This window comes from Bacillus cereus group sp. BfR-BA-01453 (assembly GCF_022662915.1).
Classification (GTDB): Bacteria; Bacillota; Bacilli; order Bacillales; family Bacillaceae_G; genus Bacillus_A; species Bacillus_A paranthracis.
The window spans coordinates 213,819-230,482 of record NZ_JAKUEN010000007.1 but is presented as its reverse complement, the minus strand read 5'-3'; the positions used below and the strand labels follow the sequence as shown (position 1 = coordinate 230,482).

Below are 16,664 nucleotides of genomic sequence, written 5' to 3'. Positions count from 1 at the left end.
CATGCATTTTAAACTATCAGAAGAACATGAAATGATAAGAAAAATGGTTCGGGACTTTGCTAAGAACGAAGTAGCACCGACAGCAGCTGAACGTGATGAAGAAGAGAGGTTTGATCGAGCGCTATTTGATCAAATGGCAGAGCTTGGTTTAACCGGAATTCCGTGGCCTGAAGAATACGGCGGAATTGGAAGCGATTACTTGGCGTATGTAATTGCTATTGAAGAATTATCACGCGTATGTGCTTCTACAGGTGTAACATTGTCTGCACATACTTCACTTGCTGGTTGGCCAATTTTTAAATTTGGAACAGAAGAGCAAAAGCAAACATTTTTACGACCGATGGCTGAAGGGAAGAAAATTGGTGCGTACGGCTTAACGGAGCCAGGGTCTGGATCGGATGCTGGTGGAATGAAGACGATCGCCAAAAGAGATGGAGACCATTATGTATTAAATGGATCAAAAATATTTATCACTAATGGTGGTATTGCTGATATTTATGTTGTTTTCGCATTAACTGATCCTGAATCGAAGCAGCGTGGCACGAGTGCATTTATAGTGGAAAGTGATACACCAGGATTTTCAGTTGGGAAGAAGGAGAGTAAATTAGGGATTCGCTCTTCACCAACAACTGAAATTATGTTCGAAGATTGTCGTATTCCTGTAGAGAATTTACTAGGGGAAGAAGGACAAGGGTTTAAGATAGCGATGCAAACATTAGATGGTGGCCGTAACGGTATTGCGGCGCAAGCGGTTGGTATTGCACAAGGGGCTTTAGATGCTTCCGTAGAATATGCAAGAGAGCGTCATCAGTTTGGGAAGCCGATTGCTGCGCAGCAAGGGATTGGCTTTAAACTTGCAGATATGGCAACGGATGTGGAGGCGGCGCGTCTTCTAACATATCAAGCAGCTTGGCTGGAATCGGAAGGGCTTCCGTATGGGAAAGAGTCAGCGATGTCAAAAGTATTTGCAGGTGATGCAGCGATGAAGGTGACGACGGAAGCGGTACAAGTATTTGGTGGTTACGGTTATACGAAAGATTATCCAGTAGAGCGATACATGCGAGATGCAAAGATTACACAGATATATGAAGGAACACAAGAGATTCAAAGGCTCGTAATTTCTCGTATGTTAACGAAGTAGGATCAAAGGCGTAGGTATTTTCCTACGCTTTTTCCTTCCAAAAAATAATAGAGAGGTGAAGGGGATGGTTAAACATAATGTGCATGCATCAGTGAAAGATGAAAAATTAGTCGCGTTAAGGCGTGAACAAATGATTAAAGGTGCAGTGCAACTGTTTAAACAAAAAGGATTTCCGCGTACAACAACGAGAGAGATTGCAAAGGCAGCTGGATTTAGTATTGGAACGCTTTATGAATACATTCGTACAAAAGATGATGTTTTGTATTTAGTTTGTGATAGTATTTATGAACATGTAAAAGAAAGATTAGAGGAAGTAGTTTGTACGGAAAAAGGAAGTGTAGAAAGTTTAAAGATAGCAATAACGAATTATTTTAAAGTGATGGACGAATTGCAGGAAGAAGTATTAATAATGTATCAAGAGGTACGCTTTTTACCGAAAGAATCACTCCCATACGTATTAGAAAAGGAGTTTCAAATGGTAGGAATGTTTGAGAATATTTTAGAACAGTGTACGGAAAACGGAACATTTACATTAAATAAAAAAGAAATACAGCTTCTTGCGCATAATATTTTTATACAAGGACAGATGTGGGGATTTCGACGTTGGGCGCTGCAAAAGCTATATACGCTCGAAGAATATACAGACATGCAAATTAGGTATGTATTACAAGGGGCCCATATGCTTCCGAAATAAGGAATGCACAAATTATAATTTTACTACCCCATAAAAGTTTCCCGTTTTTTTTTGTAGCATATTTGTGCGACTTTTGTTTATAATGAATAGTATGGATTTTTTTAAGCAGGCCGTTATATATAAGGTTATATTTGATGAAAGGAAGTGCCGCATAAGTGGATTTTAAGCAATATTCACCAGAAGAGCTAAAAGAATGTTCAATGATTGAAGTTGTACATAGCGTTTTAGGGGATAAAAAACAAGCAACGACATTCAACGAGTTGGTTCAAGAAATCGCTCAAGTGCTGGGACTATCTCAAGAGCAAGTTAATGCGAAAATCGCACAATTTTATACAGACTTAAACATCGATGGACGTTTCATTAATTTAGGAGAAAATCGTTGGGGGCTACGCAGCTGGTACCCATACGAGCAAATTGATGAAGAAATCTTGCCTCAACCAAAACCGAAGAAGAAACGTAAAGTTGAAGAAGACGGTTTTGACGACTACATTGACGAAGATGAAGATGACTTTGATGATGTAGACGGAAATGAAGACGAAGATGATGATGTAGAAGATTTGGACAAGGTTCTTGAAGACGAAGACGGAGACGACGATGATCTTGATGATTTAGACGAAGATGAAGATGACTTCGCTGAAGAAGAACTTGAGTATGATGAAACTGAAGAAGAAGAAGAGGAAGAACTGTAGTTCTTGACTTTTCATTATCGTCCATGTAGAATCATTTTTGGGCTCTTTAAAAAAGGACGATAATACTTTTAAAGTGTAAATATAAAAGAAAATTGCTCCCTACTTATTACTTTATGTGATGAGGGGAGCAATTTTCTTTTTTGTTTTTTGTTTAGAAAATAAAAAGAGTCTAACAATAAGATGGATACAGTGTTATCTACATACGTTGCGCTTTGCAACGGTGATTATATAACAGCAAAATAGAAGGGAGCTTTTTCATGACTAAGTATATTTTTGTAACAGGCGGTGTAGTATCGTCTCTAGGAAAAGGTATTACAGCAGCATCTCTTGGAAGACTTTTAAAAAATCGTGGTTTAAACGTAACGATTCAAAAGTTTGATCCATACATTAACGTAGACCCAGGGACTATGAGCCCATACCAACACGGTGAGGTATTCGTAACAGATGATGGTGCAGAAACTGACTTAGACCTTGGTCACTATGAGCGTTTCATCGACATCAACTTAAACAAATACAGCAACGTAACAACAGGTAAAATTTACTCTTCAGTTCTTCAAAAAGAGCGTCGTGGTGAATACCTAGGAGGAACAGTTCAAGTTATTCCTCACATTACTAACGAAATTAAAGAGCGCGTATACCGTTCTGGTCGCGAAACAAACGCGGACGTTGTTATTACAGAAATCGGTGGAACTGTTGGTGACATCGAGTCTCTACCATTCTTAGAAGCAATCCGTCAAATTAAGAGCGACATCGGTCGTGACAATGTAATGTACATTCACTGTACGTTAATCCCGTACTTAAAAGCAGCGGGTGAAATGAAAACAAAACCAACGCAACATAGCGTTAAAGAGCTTCGCAGTTTAGGTATTCAACCAAATATTATCGTTGTTCGTACAGAAATGCCTGTTTCTCAAGATATGAAAGACAAGCTTGCATTATTCTGTGACATTGATACAAAAGCAGTTATTGAAGCACGCGATGCAGATACTTTATATGCAGTTCCATTATCTCTTCAAGAGCAAAATATGGATCAAATCGTTTGCGATCACTTAAAATTAGACAATCCAGCTGCAGATATGACAGAGTGGACTGCGCTAGTTGAAAAAGTGCGTAACCTTTCTAAGAAAACAAAAATCGCTCTTGTTGGTAAATACGTAGAGCTTCAAGATGCATACATTTCTGTTGTAGAAGCACTTCGTCATGCGGGTTACTCTTTCGACACAGATGTAGAAGTGAAATGGGTAAATGCTGAGCACGTAACAGCAGAGAACGTACAAGAATTAGTAGGAGACACAGATGGTATCCTTGTACCAGGTGGCTTCGGTGATCGTGGTGTAGAAGGTAAAATCGTTGCAATTCAATATGCTCGTGAAAACAAAGTTCCATTCCTAGGAATTTGCTTAGGTATGCAACTTGCATCAATCGAATTCGCACGTAACGTATTAGGATTAGAAGGAGCTAACTCTTCTGAAATCAATCCTGACACACCTTATGCAATCATCGACTTATTACCAGAACAAAAAGATGTAGAAGACTTAGGTGGTACACTTCGTCTTGGTCTATACCCATGTAAGCTTGCTGAAGAAACAAATGCTTACAACGCTTACAATGAGCCGGTTGTATATGAGCGTCATCGTCATCGTTATGAGTTCAACAATCAATTCCGTCCGGATATGGAAAAAGCAGGATTTGTATTCTCTGGTACAAGCCCAGACGGTCGTTTAGTTGAAATCGTTGAATTAAAAGATCACCCTTGGTTCGTAGCAGCACAGTTCCACCCAGAACTTGTTTCTCGTCCAAACCGTCCACAACCATTGTTCCATGACTTCGTAAGAGCGTCTATTACGAATAAAGAGAGCAAGTAATAAAAAAGCGCCTGAAATAGGGCGCTTTTTTTAATATTCATTTAACATTTCATCGATTGTAAATTTGATTCCGTGATATGCAAATAAAGCTATCATTAAGCTTGGGAATCCGTAGCGATTACCTTCATCGTCTGGAATAAGCCCTTTTAACAGTTTTGTATCAATATGTACATCTGTATATTGTTCTAGTGATTCATTGCCTTCTTGAATAGCAGAAATGCCGACAATAGAGTGTCCATCTGCTTGAAGTTTTTTTGCTATTGCTACAACTTCTTCATCTGTTGAAAAACGGCTAATAAGAAGTACACGATCTGCAGAAGTTACTTCTACTTCCTTACCATTTTCAAATAATCGTTTTGCTTGTTTCATTGGTTCAGTACCGAATAGCGCTTCAGCAACAACGCCCTCCATTTCATTTGTACCATGTAAATAAATGAAACCTTCGCCAACTAATGCTTGAGCAAGTAGACGGGCGCTATCTTCTATATTCATTTCCTCTTTTTGAGAAACTCTGGAGAAATAACCGCTTAATTGGGTTGAAAAAATTTTTAACATAATGTTACTCCCTTCGTACGTGTTTACCGGCTTTCATTATAGTTTATTTTTTTAGAAAGGTGAAATCGAAGGTGGCATAACAAAATAGGAAACGGTAAAATAAGAAAGAAATAGGAAGGAATTTGGTAAAGAATAGCGAAAATTAATCGTTAAGATATAAGAAGCTTTAAATCTTGTACTTACACAGAAAGGTTGGGAGTTATGGAAGGGAAAATTTTAATCGTTGATGATCAATATGGCATTCGTGTGTTATTACATGAAGTGTTCCAAAAAGAAGGTTATCAGACATTCCAAGCAGCGAATGGATTTCAAGCTTTAGATATCGTGAAAAAAGATAATCCAGATTTAGTTGTGTTAGATATGAAAATTCCAGGTATGGATGGTATAGAGATTTTAAAGCATGTAAAAGAAATTGATGAGAGTATTAAAGTGATTTTAATGACTGCTTACGGAGAGCTTGATATGATCCAAGAAGCAAAAGATTTAGGTGCTTTAATGCATTTTGCTAAACCATTTGATATTGATGAAATTCGTCAAGCGGTGAGAAATGAGCTCGCTGTAGAGGCTTAAAAATGAATTTTTTATAAAAAATATGGAAAAAAGCGTTTACATGGACTATTGTGCAGGTGAATACGGTTGAGTTTTTGAGTACAAGTTGTTATCCTATTGAGTGTAGAAAAAAGTCCGGTATGTAGATATACATATTTTACCTTATTCTGGTCATACTACCAGCGATAAGAACTTATCGGATACAAAAAACGTTTTTTAGGAGGATTCACCATGCCTTTAGTTTCTATGAAAGAAATGCTAAACAAAGCACTAGAAGGAAAATACGCAGTTGGTCAATTCAACATGAACAACTTAGAGTGGACTCAAGCTATTTTAGCTGCTGCGGAAGAAGAAAAATCTCCTGTAATCCTAGGTGTATCTGAGGGTGCAGCTCGTCATATGACTGGTTTCAAAACAGTTGTAGCTATGGTTAAAGCTTTAATCGAAGAAATGAACATCACTGTTCCTGTAGCGATTCACCTTGACCATGGTTCAAGCTTCGAAAAATGTAAAGAAGCAATCGATGCAGGTTTCACATCTGTAATGATCGACGCTTCTCACCACCCATTCGAAGAAAACGTAGAAACTACTAAAAAAGTAGTAGAATACGCACACGCTCGTAACGTATCTGTTGAAGCTGAGCTTGGAACAGTTGGCGGACAAGAAGACGACGTAATCGCTGAAGGCGTAATTTACGCTGACCCAGCTGAGTGTAAGCACCTTGTTGAAGCAACAGGTATCGATTGCCTAGCTCCAGCTTTAGGTTCTGTACACGGTCCTTACAAAGGTGAGCCTAACTTAGGATTCGCTGAAATGGAACAAGTTCGTGACTTCACTGGCGTACCTTTAGTATTACACGGTGGTACTGGTATCCCAACTGCTGATATCGAAAAAGCTATCTCTTTAGGTACTTCAAAAATCAACGTAAACACTGAGAACCAAATTGAGTTTACAAAAGCTGTTCGTGAAGTATTAAACAAAGACCAAGAAGTTTACGATCCTCGTAAATTTATCGGACCTGGCCGCGACGCTATCAAAGCAACTGTTATTGGTAAAATTCGCGAATTCGGTTCTAACGGTAAAGCGTAAGAATAAAATTCCGTTTTGGAAACCGTCTACTCTTTTAGACGGTTTCCTTTCGTTGTATAATGAAAGCGTGAACAAGTCTAAAGATTTTATCATTTTGTTTTTGAAATAGAAAATAATGTGCATAGTCCTATTAATAAATGTGATAACGTATCTAAATTGATAAAGTAAATTCGATAAATAGTTAATCTTTATCTTTTTGTATGACAGGAGAAATGAAGATAATGGTTTCCTATTTATTGAGTTTTGGGATGGAAAAGTAATTGAGATTCTTAAGGGGGAGCTTTCTATAAAAATATAGAAAGTAAATACATTCACAAGAAGGGAGCTCAATATGGAAAAATTGCTAATTGAAGGCGGAAGAGCTTTAAATGGAACAATTCGCGTGAGTGGTGCAAAGAACAGCGCCGTTGCACTAATTCCAGCGACAATTTTAGCAGATACTCCAGTAACTATTGGTGGTGTCCCTAATATTTCGGACGTGAAAATGTTAGGAGACTTACTAGAGGAAATTGGAGGGAGAGTGACTTATGGACAGGAGGAAGAGATGGTAGTCGATCCTTCTAACATGGTTGCAATGCCTTTACCCAATGGAAAAGTGAAAAAATTGCGTGCTTCTTATTATTTAATGGGTGCGATGCTTGGCCGTTTTAAAAAAGCTGTTATTGGGCTTCCAGGTGGATGTCACTTAGGACCGAGGCCGATTGATCAGCACATTAAAGGATTTGAAGCGTTAGGTGCACATGTTACGAATGAACAAGGTGCTATCTATTTAAGAGCAGATGAACTACGAGGGGCACGTATTTATTTAGATGTTGTTAGTGTAGGAGCTACGATTAATATTATGCTAGCAGCTGTACGCGCGAAAGGTAGAACTGTTATTGAAAACGCAGCGAAAGAACCAGAGATTATTGATGTAGCTACACTGTTAACTAGCATGGGAGCACGCATTAAAGGTGCTGGTACAGATGTAATCCGAATTGATGGTGTGGATTCATTGCACGGTTGTCATCATACGATCATTCCAGATCGTATTGAAGCGGGTACGTATATGATTTTAGGTGCTGCGTCAGGAGGAGAAGTAACAGTTGATAATGTTATTCCTCAGCATTTGGAGTCAGTTACTGCAAAATTAAGAGAAGCTGGTGTCCAAGTTGAAACGAATGATGACCAGATTACAGTGAACGGTGATAGAAGATTAAAAGTAGTTGATATAAAAACGCTTGTATATCCAGGTTTCCCAACAGATTTACAACAGCCATTTACAACACTTTTAACAAAGGCGCATGGAACGGGTGTTGTAACGGATACGATTTATGGCGCACGTTTTAAACATATTGATGAATTACGTCGCATGAATGCGCAAATTAAAGTAGAAGGTCGGTCAGCTATCGTAACTGGTCCTGTTTTATTACAAGGTGCAAAAGTGAAAGCGAGTGATTTGCGAGCTGGAGCAGCCCTTGTTATTGCAGGATTGATGGCGGATGGAATTACAGAAGTAACCGGACTTGAGCATATTGATCGTGGCTATGAAAATATAGTAGACAAGCTTAAAGGGCTTGGTGCAAACATTTGGCGAGAACAAATGACAAAGCAAGAAATTGAAGAAATGAAGAACGCATAAGTGATACTTCCGCGAGGGGGAAGCGAAGCATCACTACTTGCGGAAGTACACTTTATAGAAAAACACGGTTCACAAAATACGGCAGAAATATAAAGACTTAAAGGAGAGGGATTATCGTGGAAAGAAGTTTATCTATGGAGTTAGTACGTGTAACAGAGGCTGCAGCTTTATCATCAGCGCGTTGGATGGGACGCGGGAAAAAGGATGAGGCAGACGGTGCAGCAACATCAGCTATGCGTGATGTATTTGATACAATTCCGATGAAAGGTACAGTTGTAATTGGTGAAGGTGAAATGGATGAAGCACCAATGCTATATATCGGAGAAAAATTAGGTACAGGATACGGTCCGCGTGTAGACGTTGCAGTTGATCCTTTAGAAGGGACAAACATTGTAGCAGCTGGTGGATGGAATGCTCTTGCTGTTATTGCAATTGCAGATCATGGTAATTTGTTACATGCTCCTGACATGTACATGGATAAAATCGCGGTTGGCCCAGAAGCAGTTGGGGCGGTCGATATTGATGCGCCTATTATCGATAACTTACGTGCAGTTGCGAAAGCGAAAAACAAAGATATTGAAGATGTTGTAGCGACAGTTTTAAACCGTCCACGTCATCAAGCAATTATTGAAGAAATTCGTAAAGCTGGTGCTCGCATTAAATTGATTAATGATGGAGACGTAGCTGGCGCAATCAACACCGCATTTGATCGTACAGGTGTAGATATTTTATTCGGCTCTGGTGGCGCGCCTGAGGGTGTGTTAGCAGCAGTTGCATTAAAATGTTTAGGTGGAGAAATTCACGGGAAATTATTACCACAAAACGACGCTGAATTGGCGCGTTGCAAAAAGATGGGCATAGACGACATCAACCGCATCCTTCGCATGGAGGACTTAGTAAAAGGTGACGATGCAATCTTCGCAGCAACAGGTGTAACAGACGGAGAACTATTACGCGGCGTTCAATTTAAAGGTAGCGTAGGAACAACACAATCCCTTGTTATGCGAGCAAAATCAGGCACAGTACGCTTTGTAGACGGACGTCACAGCTTAAATAAAAAACCGAACTTGGTTATTAAATAAAAAGTGTAAGCGGCTCGTTCAGAATCGCAGGGCATTGGAACTCTCGACCTTGAAGCGCTCTTTGCTTCGAGTGAGAGAGTGAAATGACCGGAGATTCTAGCCGCTGGAACTGGATTGAGTAAAAAGCGTAAGCATCTTGCTCAGAAGGGGAAGGCATTGGAACTCCTGACGAAGAGGCGTTTTGTGCCTCGCAGGAAGGGGTGAAATGACTGACCCTTCTAGCCACCGGAGCTGGATTAAATAAAAAGCGTAAGCAGCTCGTTCAGAATGGGAGGAGGATGGAGCTTCTGACGTAGAGGCGCTTTTTGCCTCGTAGGAAGAAGTGAAGCCATCGACCCTTCTAGCTGCTGAAGCTGGATTAAATAAAAAGCGAAGACAAATTTTCTTGTCTTCGCTTCTTGTATTTGTGTTTCAACGTATTGATTAAAACTAGATAAAAGGGTTACAATAGTGAATATTACCCTACTTGAACTTATTGCCTTTCATTATTAATTATTTGCCTTCCGTATTTTTTCCCTTTACCCATGTGAAAAGAGAATAACGTTAAAGTGTGGTGTCTGAATGAATTTGTCAATTGCAGCATTAGAAAACATGAAATTAAAAGAGTTATACGAGCTTGCGAAAGAATTTAAGATTTCGTATTATAGCAAATTAACGAAAAAAGAGTTAATCTTCGCCATTTTAAAAGCTCGAGCAGAAAAAGAAGGTTTCTTCTTCATGGAAGGCGTATTAGAAATTATTCAATCAGAAGGATTTGGATTCCTACGTCCTATCAACTACTCTCCAAGCTCAGAAGATATTTATATCTCAGCTTCGCAAATTCGTCGTTTCGATTTACGTAATGGAGATAAAGTTTCTGGTAAAGTACGACCTCCGAAAGAAAATGAACGCTACTTTGGATTATTACAAGTGGAAGCTGTAAACGGAGATGATCCAGAGTCAGCAAAAGAGCGTGTGCATTTCCCTGCATTAACACCATTATACCCAGATCGCCAAATGAAATTGGAAACGGAACCGAAAAAGTTACCGACACGCATCATGGATTTAATTGCACCAGTTGGATTTGGACAACGTGGTTTAATTGTCGCGCCTCCAAAGGCTGGTAAAACTAGTCTATTAAAAGAAATCGCACACAGTGTTACAACAAATCATCCGGAAGCTGAATTAATTGTCCTTTTAATTGATGAGCGTCCAGAGGAAGTAACAGATATTGAACGTTCTGTTAAAGGAGATGTTGTAAGCTCTACTTTTGATGAAGTACCAGAAAATCATATTAAAGTAGCAGAACTTGTGTTAGAACGTGCAATGCGTCTTGTAGAGCACAAAAAAGATGTTATCATTTTAATGGATAGTATTACCCGTTTAGCGCGAGCTTACAACCTTGTTATTCCGCCAAGTGGTAGAACATTATCGGGTGGTATCGACCCAGCTGCCTTCCATAGACCGAAGCGTTTCTTTGGAGCTGCACGTAATATCGAAGAAGGCGGTAGCTTAACAATTTTAGCAACAGCTCTTGTTGATACAGGATCTCGTATGGACGATGTAATTTACGAAGAATTTAAAGGAACTGGAAATATGGAACTTCATTTAGATCGTTCATTAGCTGAGCGTCGTATCTTCCCGGCAATTGATATTCGCCGTTCTGGTACACGTAAAGAGGATCTATTAATTCCGAAAGAACATTTAGACAAGCTATGGGGTATTCGTAAAACAATGCGTGATACACCAGACTTTGTTGAAGGTTTCTTACGTAAACTTCGTCAAACAAAGACAAATGAAGAATTTTTACAAAACATTGTTGCAGATTCGAAAAGATATGTAACAACGAAGTAAAGGGAAAAGATTGGGACTCGCTTATTTTATGGTAAGCGAGTTTTTTATGTCTTTTAGGTGATCTTAAAGAGAGATGAGTGGAAGGGCATTAGTTGGTTCTAGTTGGATGAGCGGCCTCCATTTTAAGATAATATCCAGCTTCATCCCCCTCCCATTCTGAACGAGCCGCTTGCGCTTTTAAATGATATCCAGTTCCGGTGGCTAGCTCTTCGCATCTAAGAACCTTCCGCCCGAAAGGTAAAAAGCACCTTTAGGTCGAAAGAACCTTAGCTGGTCAGAGCTGAGCGAGCCCCCTCCACTTTAAGGTGTTATCCAGCTCCAGCGGCTAGAATCTCCGGTCATTTCACTCTCTCGCTCGAAGCAAAAAGCGCTTCAAGGTCGAGAGTTCCAATGCCCTGCGATTCTGAGCGAGCCGCTTCTGCTTTTAAATTGTATCTAGTTCCGACGGCTAGCTCTTCGTGTCTAAGAACCTCCCGCACGAAAGGTAAAAAGCACCTTTTGTGCAAGAGAACCTTAGCCAGTCAGAGCTGAACGAGCCGTCTCCACTTTTAATTTAAAAAGACAAAAACAGGTAGTTGCAAAATGAAGTTAGCCTTGTTATAATTTCATCATATGTGTTTCATCAATATAGTTGTGTATGCAGCTGAAGATGAAAAACTCTGTTTCGAAAATGATTCAGGGCGGAAGGAGATGAAAAGAATGAAAGCAGGAATTCACCCAGATTACAAGAAAGTTGTATTCATGGACACAAACACAGGCTTCAAATTCTTAAGCGGATCTACTAGAGGATCTAACGAAACTGTTGAGTGGGAAGATGGTAACACTTATCCATTACTAAAAGTTGAGATCAGTTCTGATTCTCACCCATTCTACACTGGACGTCAGAAGTTTGCTACTGCAGACGGACGCGTTGACCGCTTCAATAAGAAATACGGTCTTAAGTAATAAAAACATAAAACAGGCAAGTGTATCTATTCGCTTGTCTGTTTTTTTTGCGAAAATATTATACCTTTACCCTACTTTTAATTAAAAAGTAGATGAAAGGAGAGCTTCATGTACTTAATAAATCAGAACGGTTGGATTGAAGTGATTTGCGGTAGTATGTTTTCTGGTAAATCAGAAGAGCTTATCCGCCGTGTGCGTCGTACGCAATTTGCGAAACAACATGCAATTGTATTTAAACCATGTATTGATAATCGCTATAGTGAAGAAGACGTTGTATCACATAACGGATTAAAGGTAAAAGCAGTTCCTGTTTCAGCTTCAAAAGATATATTTGAACATATCACTGAAGAAATGGATGTAATTGCAATCGATGAGGTGCAATTCTTTGATGGGGACATTGTGGAAGTGGTGCAAGTATTGGCAAATCGTGGCTATCGTGTCATTGTAGCTGGTTTAGACCAAGATTTCCGTGGTCTACCATTTGGACAAGTTCCTCAGCTGATGGCGATTGCTGAACATGTAACAAAACTACAAGCAGTATGTTCTGCATGTGGATCTCCGGCAAGTCGTACACAACGATTAATTGATGGAGAACCAGCGGCATTTGATGATCCGATTATTTTAGTTGGTGCTTCAGAATCGTATGAACCACGCTGTCGTCATTGTCATGCAGTTCCTACAAACCAAGATAAGTAAAACTCGCTGCGCAAGGCGGGTTTTTTTCAGAATAGAGAGTGTGAGTGGTATGAGCTGCCTACGCTTTAAGTTGTGATATCTAGTTCTGGTGGCTAGCTCTTCGCATCTAAGAACCTTCCGCCCGAAAGGTAAAAAGCACCTTTAGGTCGAAAGAACCTTAGCTGGTCAGAGCTGAACGAGCCACCGCCACTTTTAAATATATTATCTAGCTCCAGCGGCTAGAATCTCCGGCCATTTCACTCTCTCGCTCGAAGCAAAGAGCGCTTCAAGATCGAGAGTTCCAAATAGCCTGCGATTCTGAACGAGCCGCTTGTGCTTTTAAATATAATTTGCGTTTTTTTGAGTAAGTACCATATACTATTTGTATTAGATACTAGGATGTAGAGGTGAATGATGTGTTAGATCGTTTGCAAGCTGTAGAAAATCGTTATGAGAAGTTAAATGAATTGCTAAGCGACCCAGCAATTATTAGTGATTCAAATAAGCTTCGTGAATATTCAAAGGAACAGTCTGATATACAGGAAACGGTAGAGGTGTATCGTGAGTATAAGGATGTTCGTGAGCAATTAAAAGATGCGAAAGCAATGTTAGAAGATAAGTTAGACGCAGAAATGCGTGAAATGGTAAAAGAAGAGGTTTCTGAGTTAGAATCACAAGAAAAAACATTATCAGAGCGTCTGAAAATTTTACTTGTACCAAAAGACCCTAACGATGATAAGAACGTTATCGTTGAGGTTCGTGGAGCTGCTGGTGGCGACGAGGCCGCTTTATTTGCTGGTGACTTATACCGTATGTATAGCCGTTACGCTGAGGTGCAAGGTTGGAAAACGGAGATTATCGAGGCTAGCTATACAGAGTTAGGTGGATATAAAGAGATTATCTTTATGATTAACGGTAAAGGTGCTTTCGCGAAGCTGAAATTCGAGAATGGCGCTCACCGTGTACAACGTGTTCCTGAAACGGAATCTGGTGGACGTATTCATACATCTACAGCAACTGTAGCTGTATTACCAGAGGCAGAAGAAGTAGAAATTGATATTCATGAGAAAGATGTTCGTGTTGATACATTCGCTTCTAGTGGACCTGGTGGACAGAGCGTTAATACAACGATGTCAGCGGTACGTTTAACGCATTTACCGACTGGTGTAGTTGTATCATGTCAGGATGAGAAATCACAAATTAAGAATAAAGAAAAAGCGATGAAAGTATTACGCGCACGTGTTTATGATAAGTTTAGACAAGAAGCGCAAGCTGAGTATGATCAAAACCGTAAACAAGCTGTTGGTACGGGTGATCGTTCAGAGCGTATTCGTACGTATAACTTCCCGCAAAACCGTGTTACAGACCATCGAATCGGTTTAACGATTCAAAAGTTAGATCAAATCTTACAAGGTAAGTTAGATGATTTCATCAATGCCTTAGTAATGGAAGATCAGGCTCAAAGGATGGAGGCAGCTGAGTAATGCGTGTCTATGAAGCCCTGAAATGGGCTTCTTCTTTTTTACAGGAGAATGGACGAGATGAAAATGCGGGAGAAATTGTCCTTTGTCATGTATTAAAGACGAATAGAACAGGATTATTGATGAACATGCGTGAAGAAATAACTGCGGAACAAGAAAAAAGTTTTACAGAGTTTATCCACAAACATGTAGAAGGTATTCCGATTCAATATATGATTGGTCATGAAATGTTTTATGGAAGATCGTTCTTTGTGAATGAAGAAGTATTAATACCAAGACCAGAAACAGAAGAGCTTATAGTAGGAGTGTTAGAAAGAATTGAGCGTCATTTTGGTGATGAGAAAATACATGTAGCAGATATTGGTACAGGTAGCGGAGCAATTTCGATTACGCTTGCTTTAGAAAATAAAAATCTTCATGTGTATACGGTAGATATTGCGCAGGAGTCGATTGAAGTTGCAAAAGAAAATGCGAAAACTTTGGGCGCAGAAGTAACGTTCTATCATGGTGATTTATTATCACCATTTTATGAAACGGGTCAAAAGTTAGATGTTGTTGTTTCAAATCCTCCATATATACCGGAAGAAGATTGGCGTGGTCTTTCTCCCGTGGTGAAAGAGCATGAGCCAAAGAGAGCGCTTGTTGGTGGTGAAGACGGATTAGATTTCTATCGCCGCTTTATGGAAGAGTTGCCGAATGTGTTGCAGAAGAAAGCAATTGTCGCATTTGAAATTGGAGTAGGGCAAGGTGAGGACGTGAAAGGGCTGTTACAACAAGCTTTTCCACATGCTCATGTTGAGGTTGTTTTTGATATTAATGGAAAAGATCGTATGGTATTTGCAGAAATGGAGTAAGGGTTACACCTTACTCTATTTTTTTGTGGAAAAATTCATATAGATTTTGAATTTAATAGTTTAGAAAGATGAAAGTCTGTCCACACTGTTTGTAGAAGGGACGGTGGAGGAAATGAAAAAACAAGTTATTGCTTATCTTCTTCTATTATTAATTGGTGCACAGTTACTTGTGCAGTTTGGATATATGAAAGCTGATGCGAAAGGGCCTTCAGTTATTCCGAAAGAGGCCGTTCGATTACGGATTTTAGCAAATAGTGATTCAGATAAAGATCAGGCGTTAAAGCGCAAAGTGCGTGATGAAGTAAAAGCACAAATTGATGGATGGGTAGCTGATTTAACTTCATTTGAAGAGGCACGCAAAGTCATTCAAAGTCATATTCCAGAAATCGAAAAAACAGTAGCAAATACGTTGAAAAAAGAAGGAAGCAAAGATTCATTCCAAGTGAATTTCAGTAAAAATGTAAAGTTTCCTACAAAGGTATATGGGAATTTTATTTATCCGGCAGGGGAATATGAAGCAGTCTTAATTACAATTGGGGAAGGTGAAGGGGCAAACTGGTGGTGTGTACTATTTCCACCGATGTGTTTCTTAGATTTTTCAAGTGGTACAGCTGTAAGGAAAGAAGAACATGTTGTGAAGGCTGAATCTCCTGAAGAGGAGCAAGTGAAACAAATAGATGATGAAGAAGTAGTAAATGCAGAAGAGAAAAAAGGGGATGAGGTGAAGGAAAAGAAAGTTGTAAAGCAGGAAGTTGTAAAAAAAGTAACAACTTCTGAAAAGAAAGTAGTAAAAAATGAAACGAAAGTAGAAGAACAACCTGCAAGTAAAGAGGAAACAAAAACTGTGGAAAAAGTGGAGAAACCTGTGGAACAAAAACAAGAAAAGCGAAATGAGTATGTAAAAGTAGAGGAGGAAGAAGAAAAGCCGGAAGTTAAGTTATTTATTGTAGAAGCTTTTACATCTTTATTCTCTAAATAGTACTATTCGTAAATCCCTCCTCATATATAAAAAAGAGGAGGGATTTATTATGAAGAAGGTATATTTTGCGACGAAGGCAGATGTGGAAAGATTGCATTCTTTTTTCGGACAAGCTAATAAAAAAGATGATAAAATAAATGAGTTGTACGCACAGTTTATGATTTTGGAAGAGGCGGAAGAAATACGGGCAGTCATTGGATATGAACAAAGTGAAGAAAACGCACTTATTCGTTCTTGTTTATTCACACCTAATGTGGATAAACAGACTTTCTTATATTTTTTTGAAATGTTTTTGCAGTATATGAAAGAAAAAAATATTCGACAATTGTACTTACTAACAAATCATCCACAATCTATAACGATCTTTCAGTTTTTTGACTTTGTTAAGATAGAGAAAGAGAACGTACCAGAGGGAATTCGACAGTTAGAACACTTTTGTAAAAATATAAAAGAGCCAAATGCAATAATACTAAATTGTCAGCTATTCACAAAGTTATCCACGGATTAATTAGGTTTATCCACATTTTGTGGATAAACCTTGTTTGTCTTTTGGATAAATCTCATAGTAAACTAAAAATAGACAAGTATTTCAGGGTAGAAAAGGACGTGGGA

Annotated in this window: 16 protein-coding genes; 15 read left to right on the top strand and 1 reads right to left on the bottom strand. The window is 39.1% G+C overall.

Going from position 1 to position 16,664, the window contains the following annotated elements:
• The first annotated feature begins 1 nt into the window (after window position 1).
• From acdA to pyrG, 4 genes are all read left to right on the top strand, one after another.
• The gene (acdA, locus tag MR070_RS16545; protein ID WP_000545533.1) at window positions 2-1,141 is read left to right on the top strand and encodes an acyl-CoA dehydrogenase AcdA; all 1,140 of its coding nucleotides are present in this window, start codon (window positions 2-4) and stop codon (window positions 1,139-1,141) included.
• A gap of 64 nt (window positions 1,142-1,205) precedes the next feature.
• Window positions 1,206-1,835 (top strand): TetR/AcrR family transcriptional regulator, encoded by a 630-nt coding sequence (locus MR070_RS16540; protein ID WP_000238604.1) that lies wholly within the window; start codon window positions 1,206-1,208, stop codon window positions 1,833-1,835.
• A gap of 155 nt (window positions 1,836-1,990) precedes the next feature.
• Window positions 1,991-2,524 carry a DNA-directed RNA polymerase subunit delta gene (gene rpoE / locus MR070_RS16535; RefSeq protein WP_000346275.1) on the top strand — a complete coding sequence of 178 codons (534 nt, stop codon included), beginning with the start codon at window positions 1,991-1,993 and terminating at the stop codon, window positions 2,522-2,524.
• A 257-nt stretch (window positions 2,525-2,781) separates the two neighbouring features.
• Window positions 2,782-4,389, top strand: coding sequence for a CTP synthase (gene pyrG / locus MR070_RS16530; protein WP_000170453.1), 1,608 nt, complete (start codon window positions 2,782-2,784; stop codon window positions 4,387-4,389).
• A 30-nt stretch (window positions 4,390-4,419) separates the two neighbouring features.
• Here the strand turns inward: pyrG and MR070_RS16525 are convergent, their stop codons facing one another.
• Window positions 4,420-4,944 carry a DUF2529 domain-containing protein gene (locus MR070_RS16525; RefSeq protein WP_000912424.1) on the bottom strand — a complete coding sequence of 175 codons (525 nt, stop codon included), beginning with the start codon at window positions 4,942-4,944 and terminating at the stop codon, window positions 4,420-4,422.
• Between the two features lie 201 nt (window positions 4,945-5,145).
• Between MR070_RS16525 and spo0F the strand changes: the two genes are divergently transcribed.
• From spo0F to MR070_RS16470, 11 genes are all read left to right on the top strand, one after another.
• A complete protein-coding gene (gene spo0F / locus MR070_RS16520) occupies window positions 5,146-5,514 on the top strand; it encodes a sporulation initiation phosphotransferase Spo0F (protein WP_000398594.1) in 369 nt (122 codons plus the stop codon).
• Window positions 5,515-5,724: 210 nt separating this feature from the next.
• Window positions 5,725-6,582, top strand: a complete 858-nt coding sequence (locus MR070_RS16515; RefSeq protein ID WP_001131850.1) for a class II fructose-bisphosphate aldolase — start codon at window positions 5,725-5,727, stop codon at window positions 6,580-6,582.
• A 331-nt stretch (window positions 6,583-6,913) separates the two neighbouring features.
• A complete protein-coding gene (murA, locus tag MR070_RS16510; protein WP_000413260.1) occupies window positions 6,914-8,203 on the top strand; it encodes a UDP-N-acetylglucosamine 1-carboxyvinyltransferase in 1,290 nt (429 codons plus the stop codon).
• A 116-nt stretch (window positions 8,204-8,319) separates the two neighbouring features.
• Window positions 8,320-9,285 (top strand): class II fructose-bisphosphatase, encoded by a 966-nt coding sequence (gene glpX, locus MR070_RS16505; protein WP_000442333.1) that lies wholly within the window; start codon window positions 8,320-8,322, stop codon window positions 9,283-9,285.
• 561 nt (window positions 9,286-9,846) lie between these two features.
• Window positions 9,847-11,118 carry a transcription termination factor Rho gene (rho, locus tag MR070_RS16500; protein WP_001053898.1) on the top strand — a complete coding sequence of 424 codons (1,272 nt, stop codon included), beginning with the start codon at window positions 9,847-9,849 and terminating at the stop codon, window positions 11,116-11,118.
• Between the two features lie 699 nt (window positions 11,119-11,817).
• A complete protein-coding gene (locus tag MR070_RS16495) occupies window positions 11,818-12,063 on the top strand; it encodes a type B 50S ribosomal protein L31 (protein WP_000643437.1) in 246 nt (81 codons plus the stop codon).
• A 108-nt stretch (window positions 12,064-12,171) separates the two neighbouring features.
• The gene (locus MR070_RS16490) at window positions 12,172-12,759 is read left to right on the top strand and encodes a thymidine kinase (protein WP_000280863.1); all 588 of its coding nucleotides are present in this window, start codon (window positions 12,172-12,174) and stop codon (window positions 12,757-12,759) included.
• 395 nt (window positions 12,760-13,154) lie between these two features.
• The gene (prfA, locus tag MR070_RS16485) at window positions 13,155-14,222 is read left to right on the top strand and encodes a peptide chain release factor 1 (RefSeq protein ID WP_000887065.1); all 1,068 of its coding nucleotides are present in this window, start codon (window positions 13,155-13,157) and stop codon (window positions 14,220-14,222) included.
• The gene (gene prmC / locus MR070_RS16480) at window positions 14,222-15,073 is read left to right on the top strand and encodes a peptide chain release factor N(5)-glutamine methyltransferase (RefSeq protein WP_001267033.1); all 852 of its coding nucleotides are present in this window, start codon (window positions 14,222-14,224) and stop codon (window positions 15,071-15,073) included. The genes prfA and prmC overlap by 1 nt, the downstream gene beginning before the upstream one ends.
• Before the next feature lie 112 nt (window positions 15,074-15,185).
• Complete coding sequence (gene spoIIR / locus MR070_RS16475) at window positions 15,186-16,052, top strand: stage II sporulation protein R (protein ID WP_242261640.1); 867 nt, start codon at window positions 15,186-15,188, stop codon at window positions 16,050-16,052.
• A gap of 49 nt (window positions 16,053-16,101) precedes the next feature.
• Window positions 16,102-16,560 carry a GNAT family N-acetyltransferase gene (locus MR070_RS16470; protein WP_242261639.1) on the top strand — a complete coding sequence of 153 codons (459 nt, stop codon included), beginning with the start codon at window positions 16,102-16,104 and terminating at the stop codon, window positions 16,558-16,560.
• Window positions 16,561-16,664: the final 104 nt, after the last annotated feature.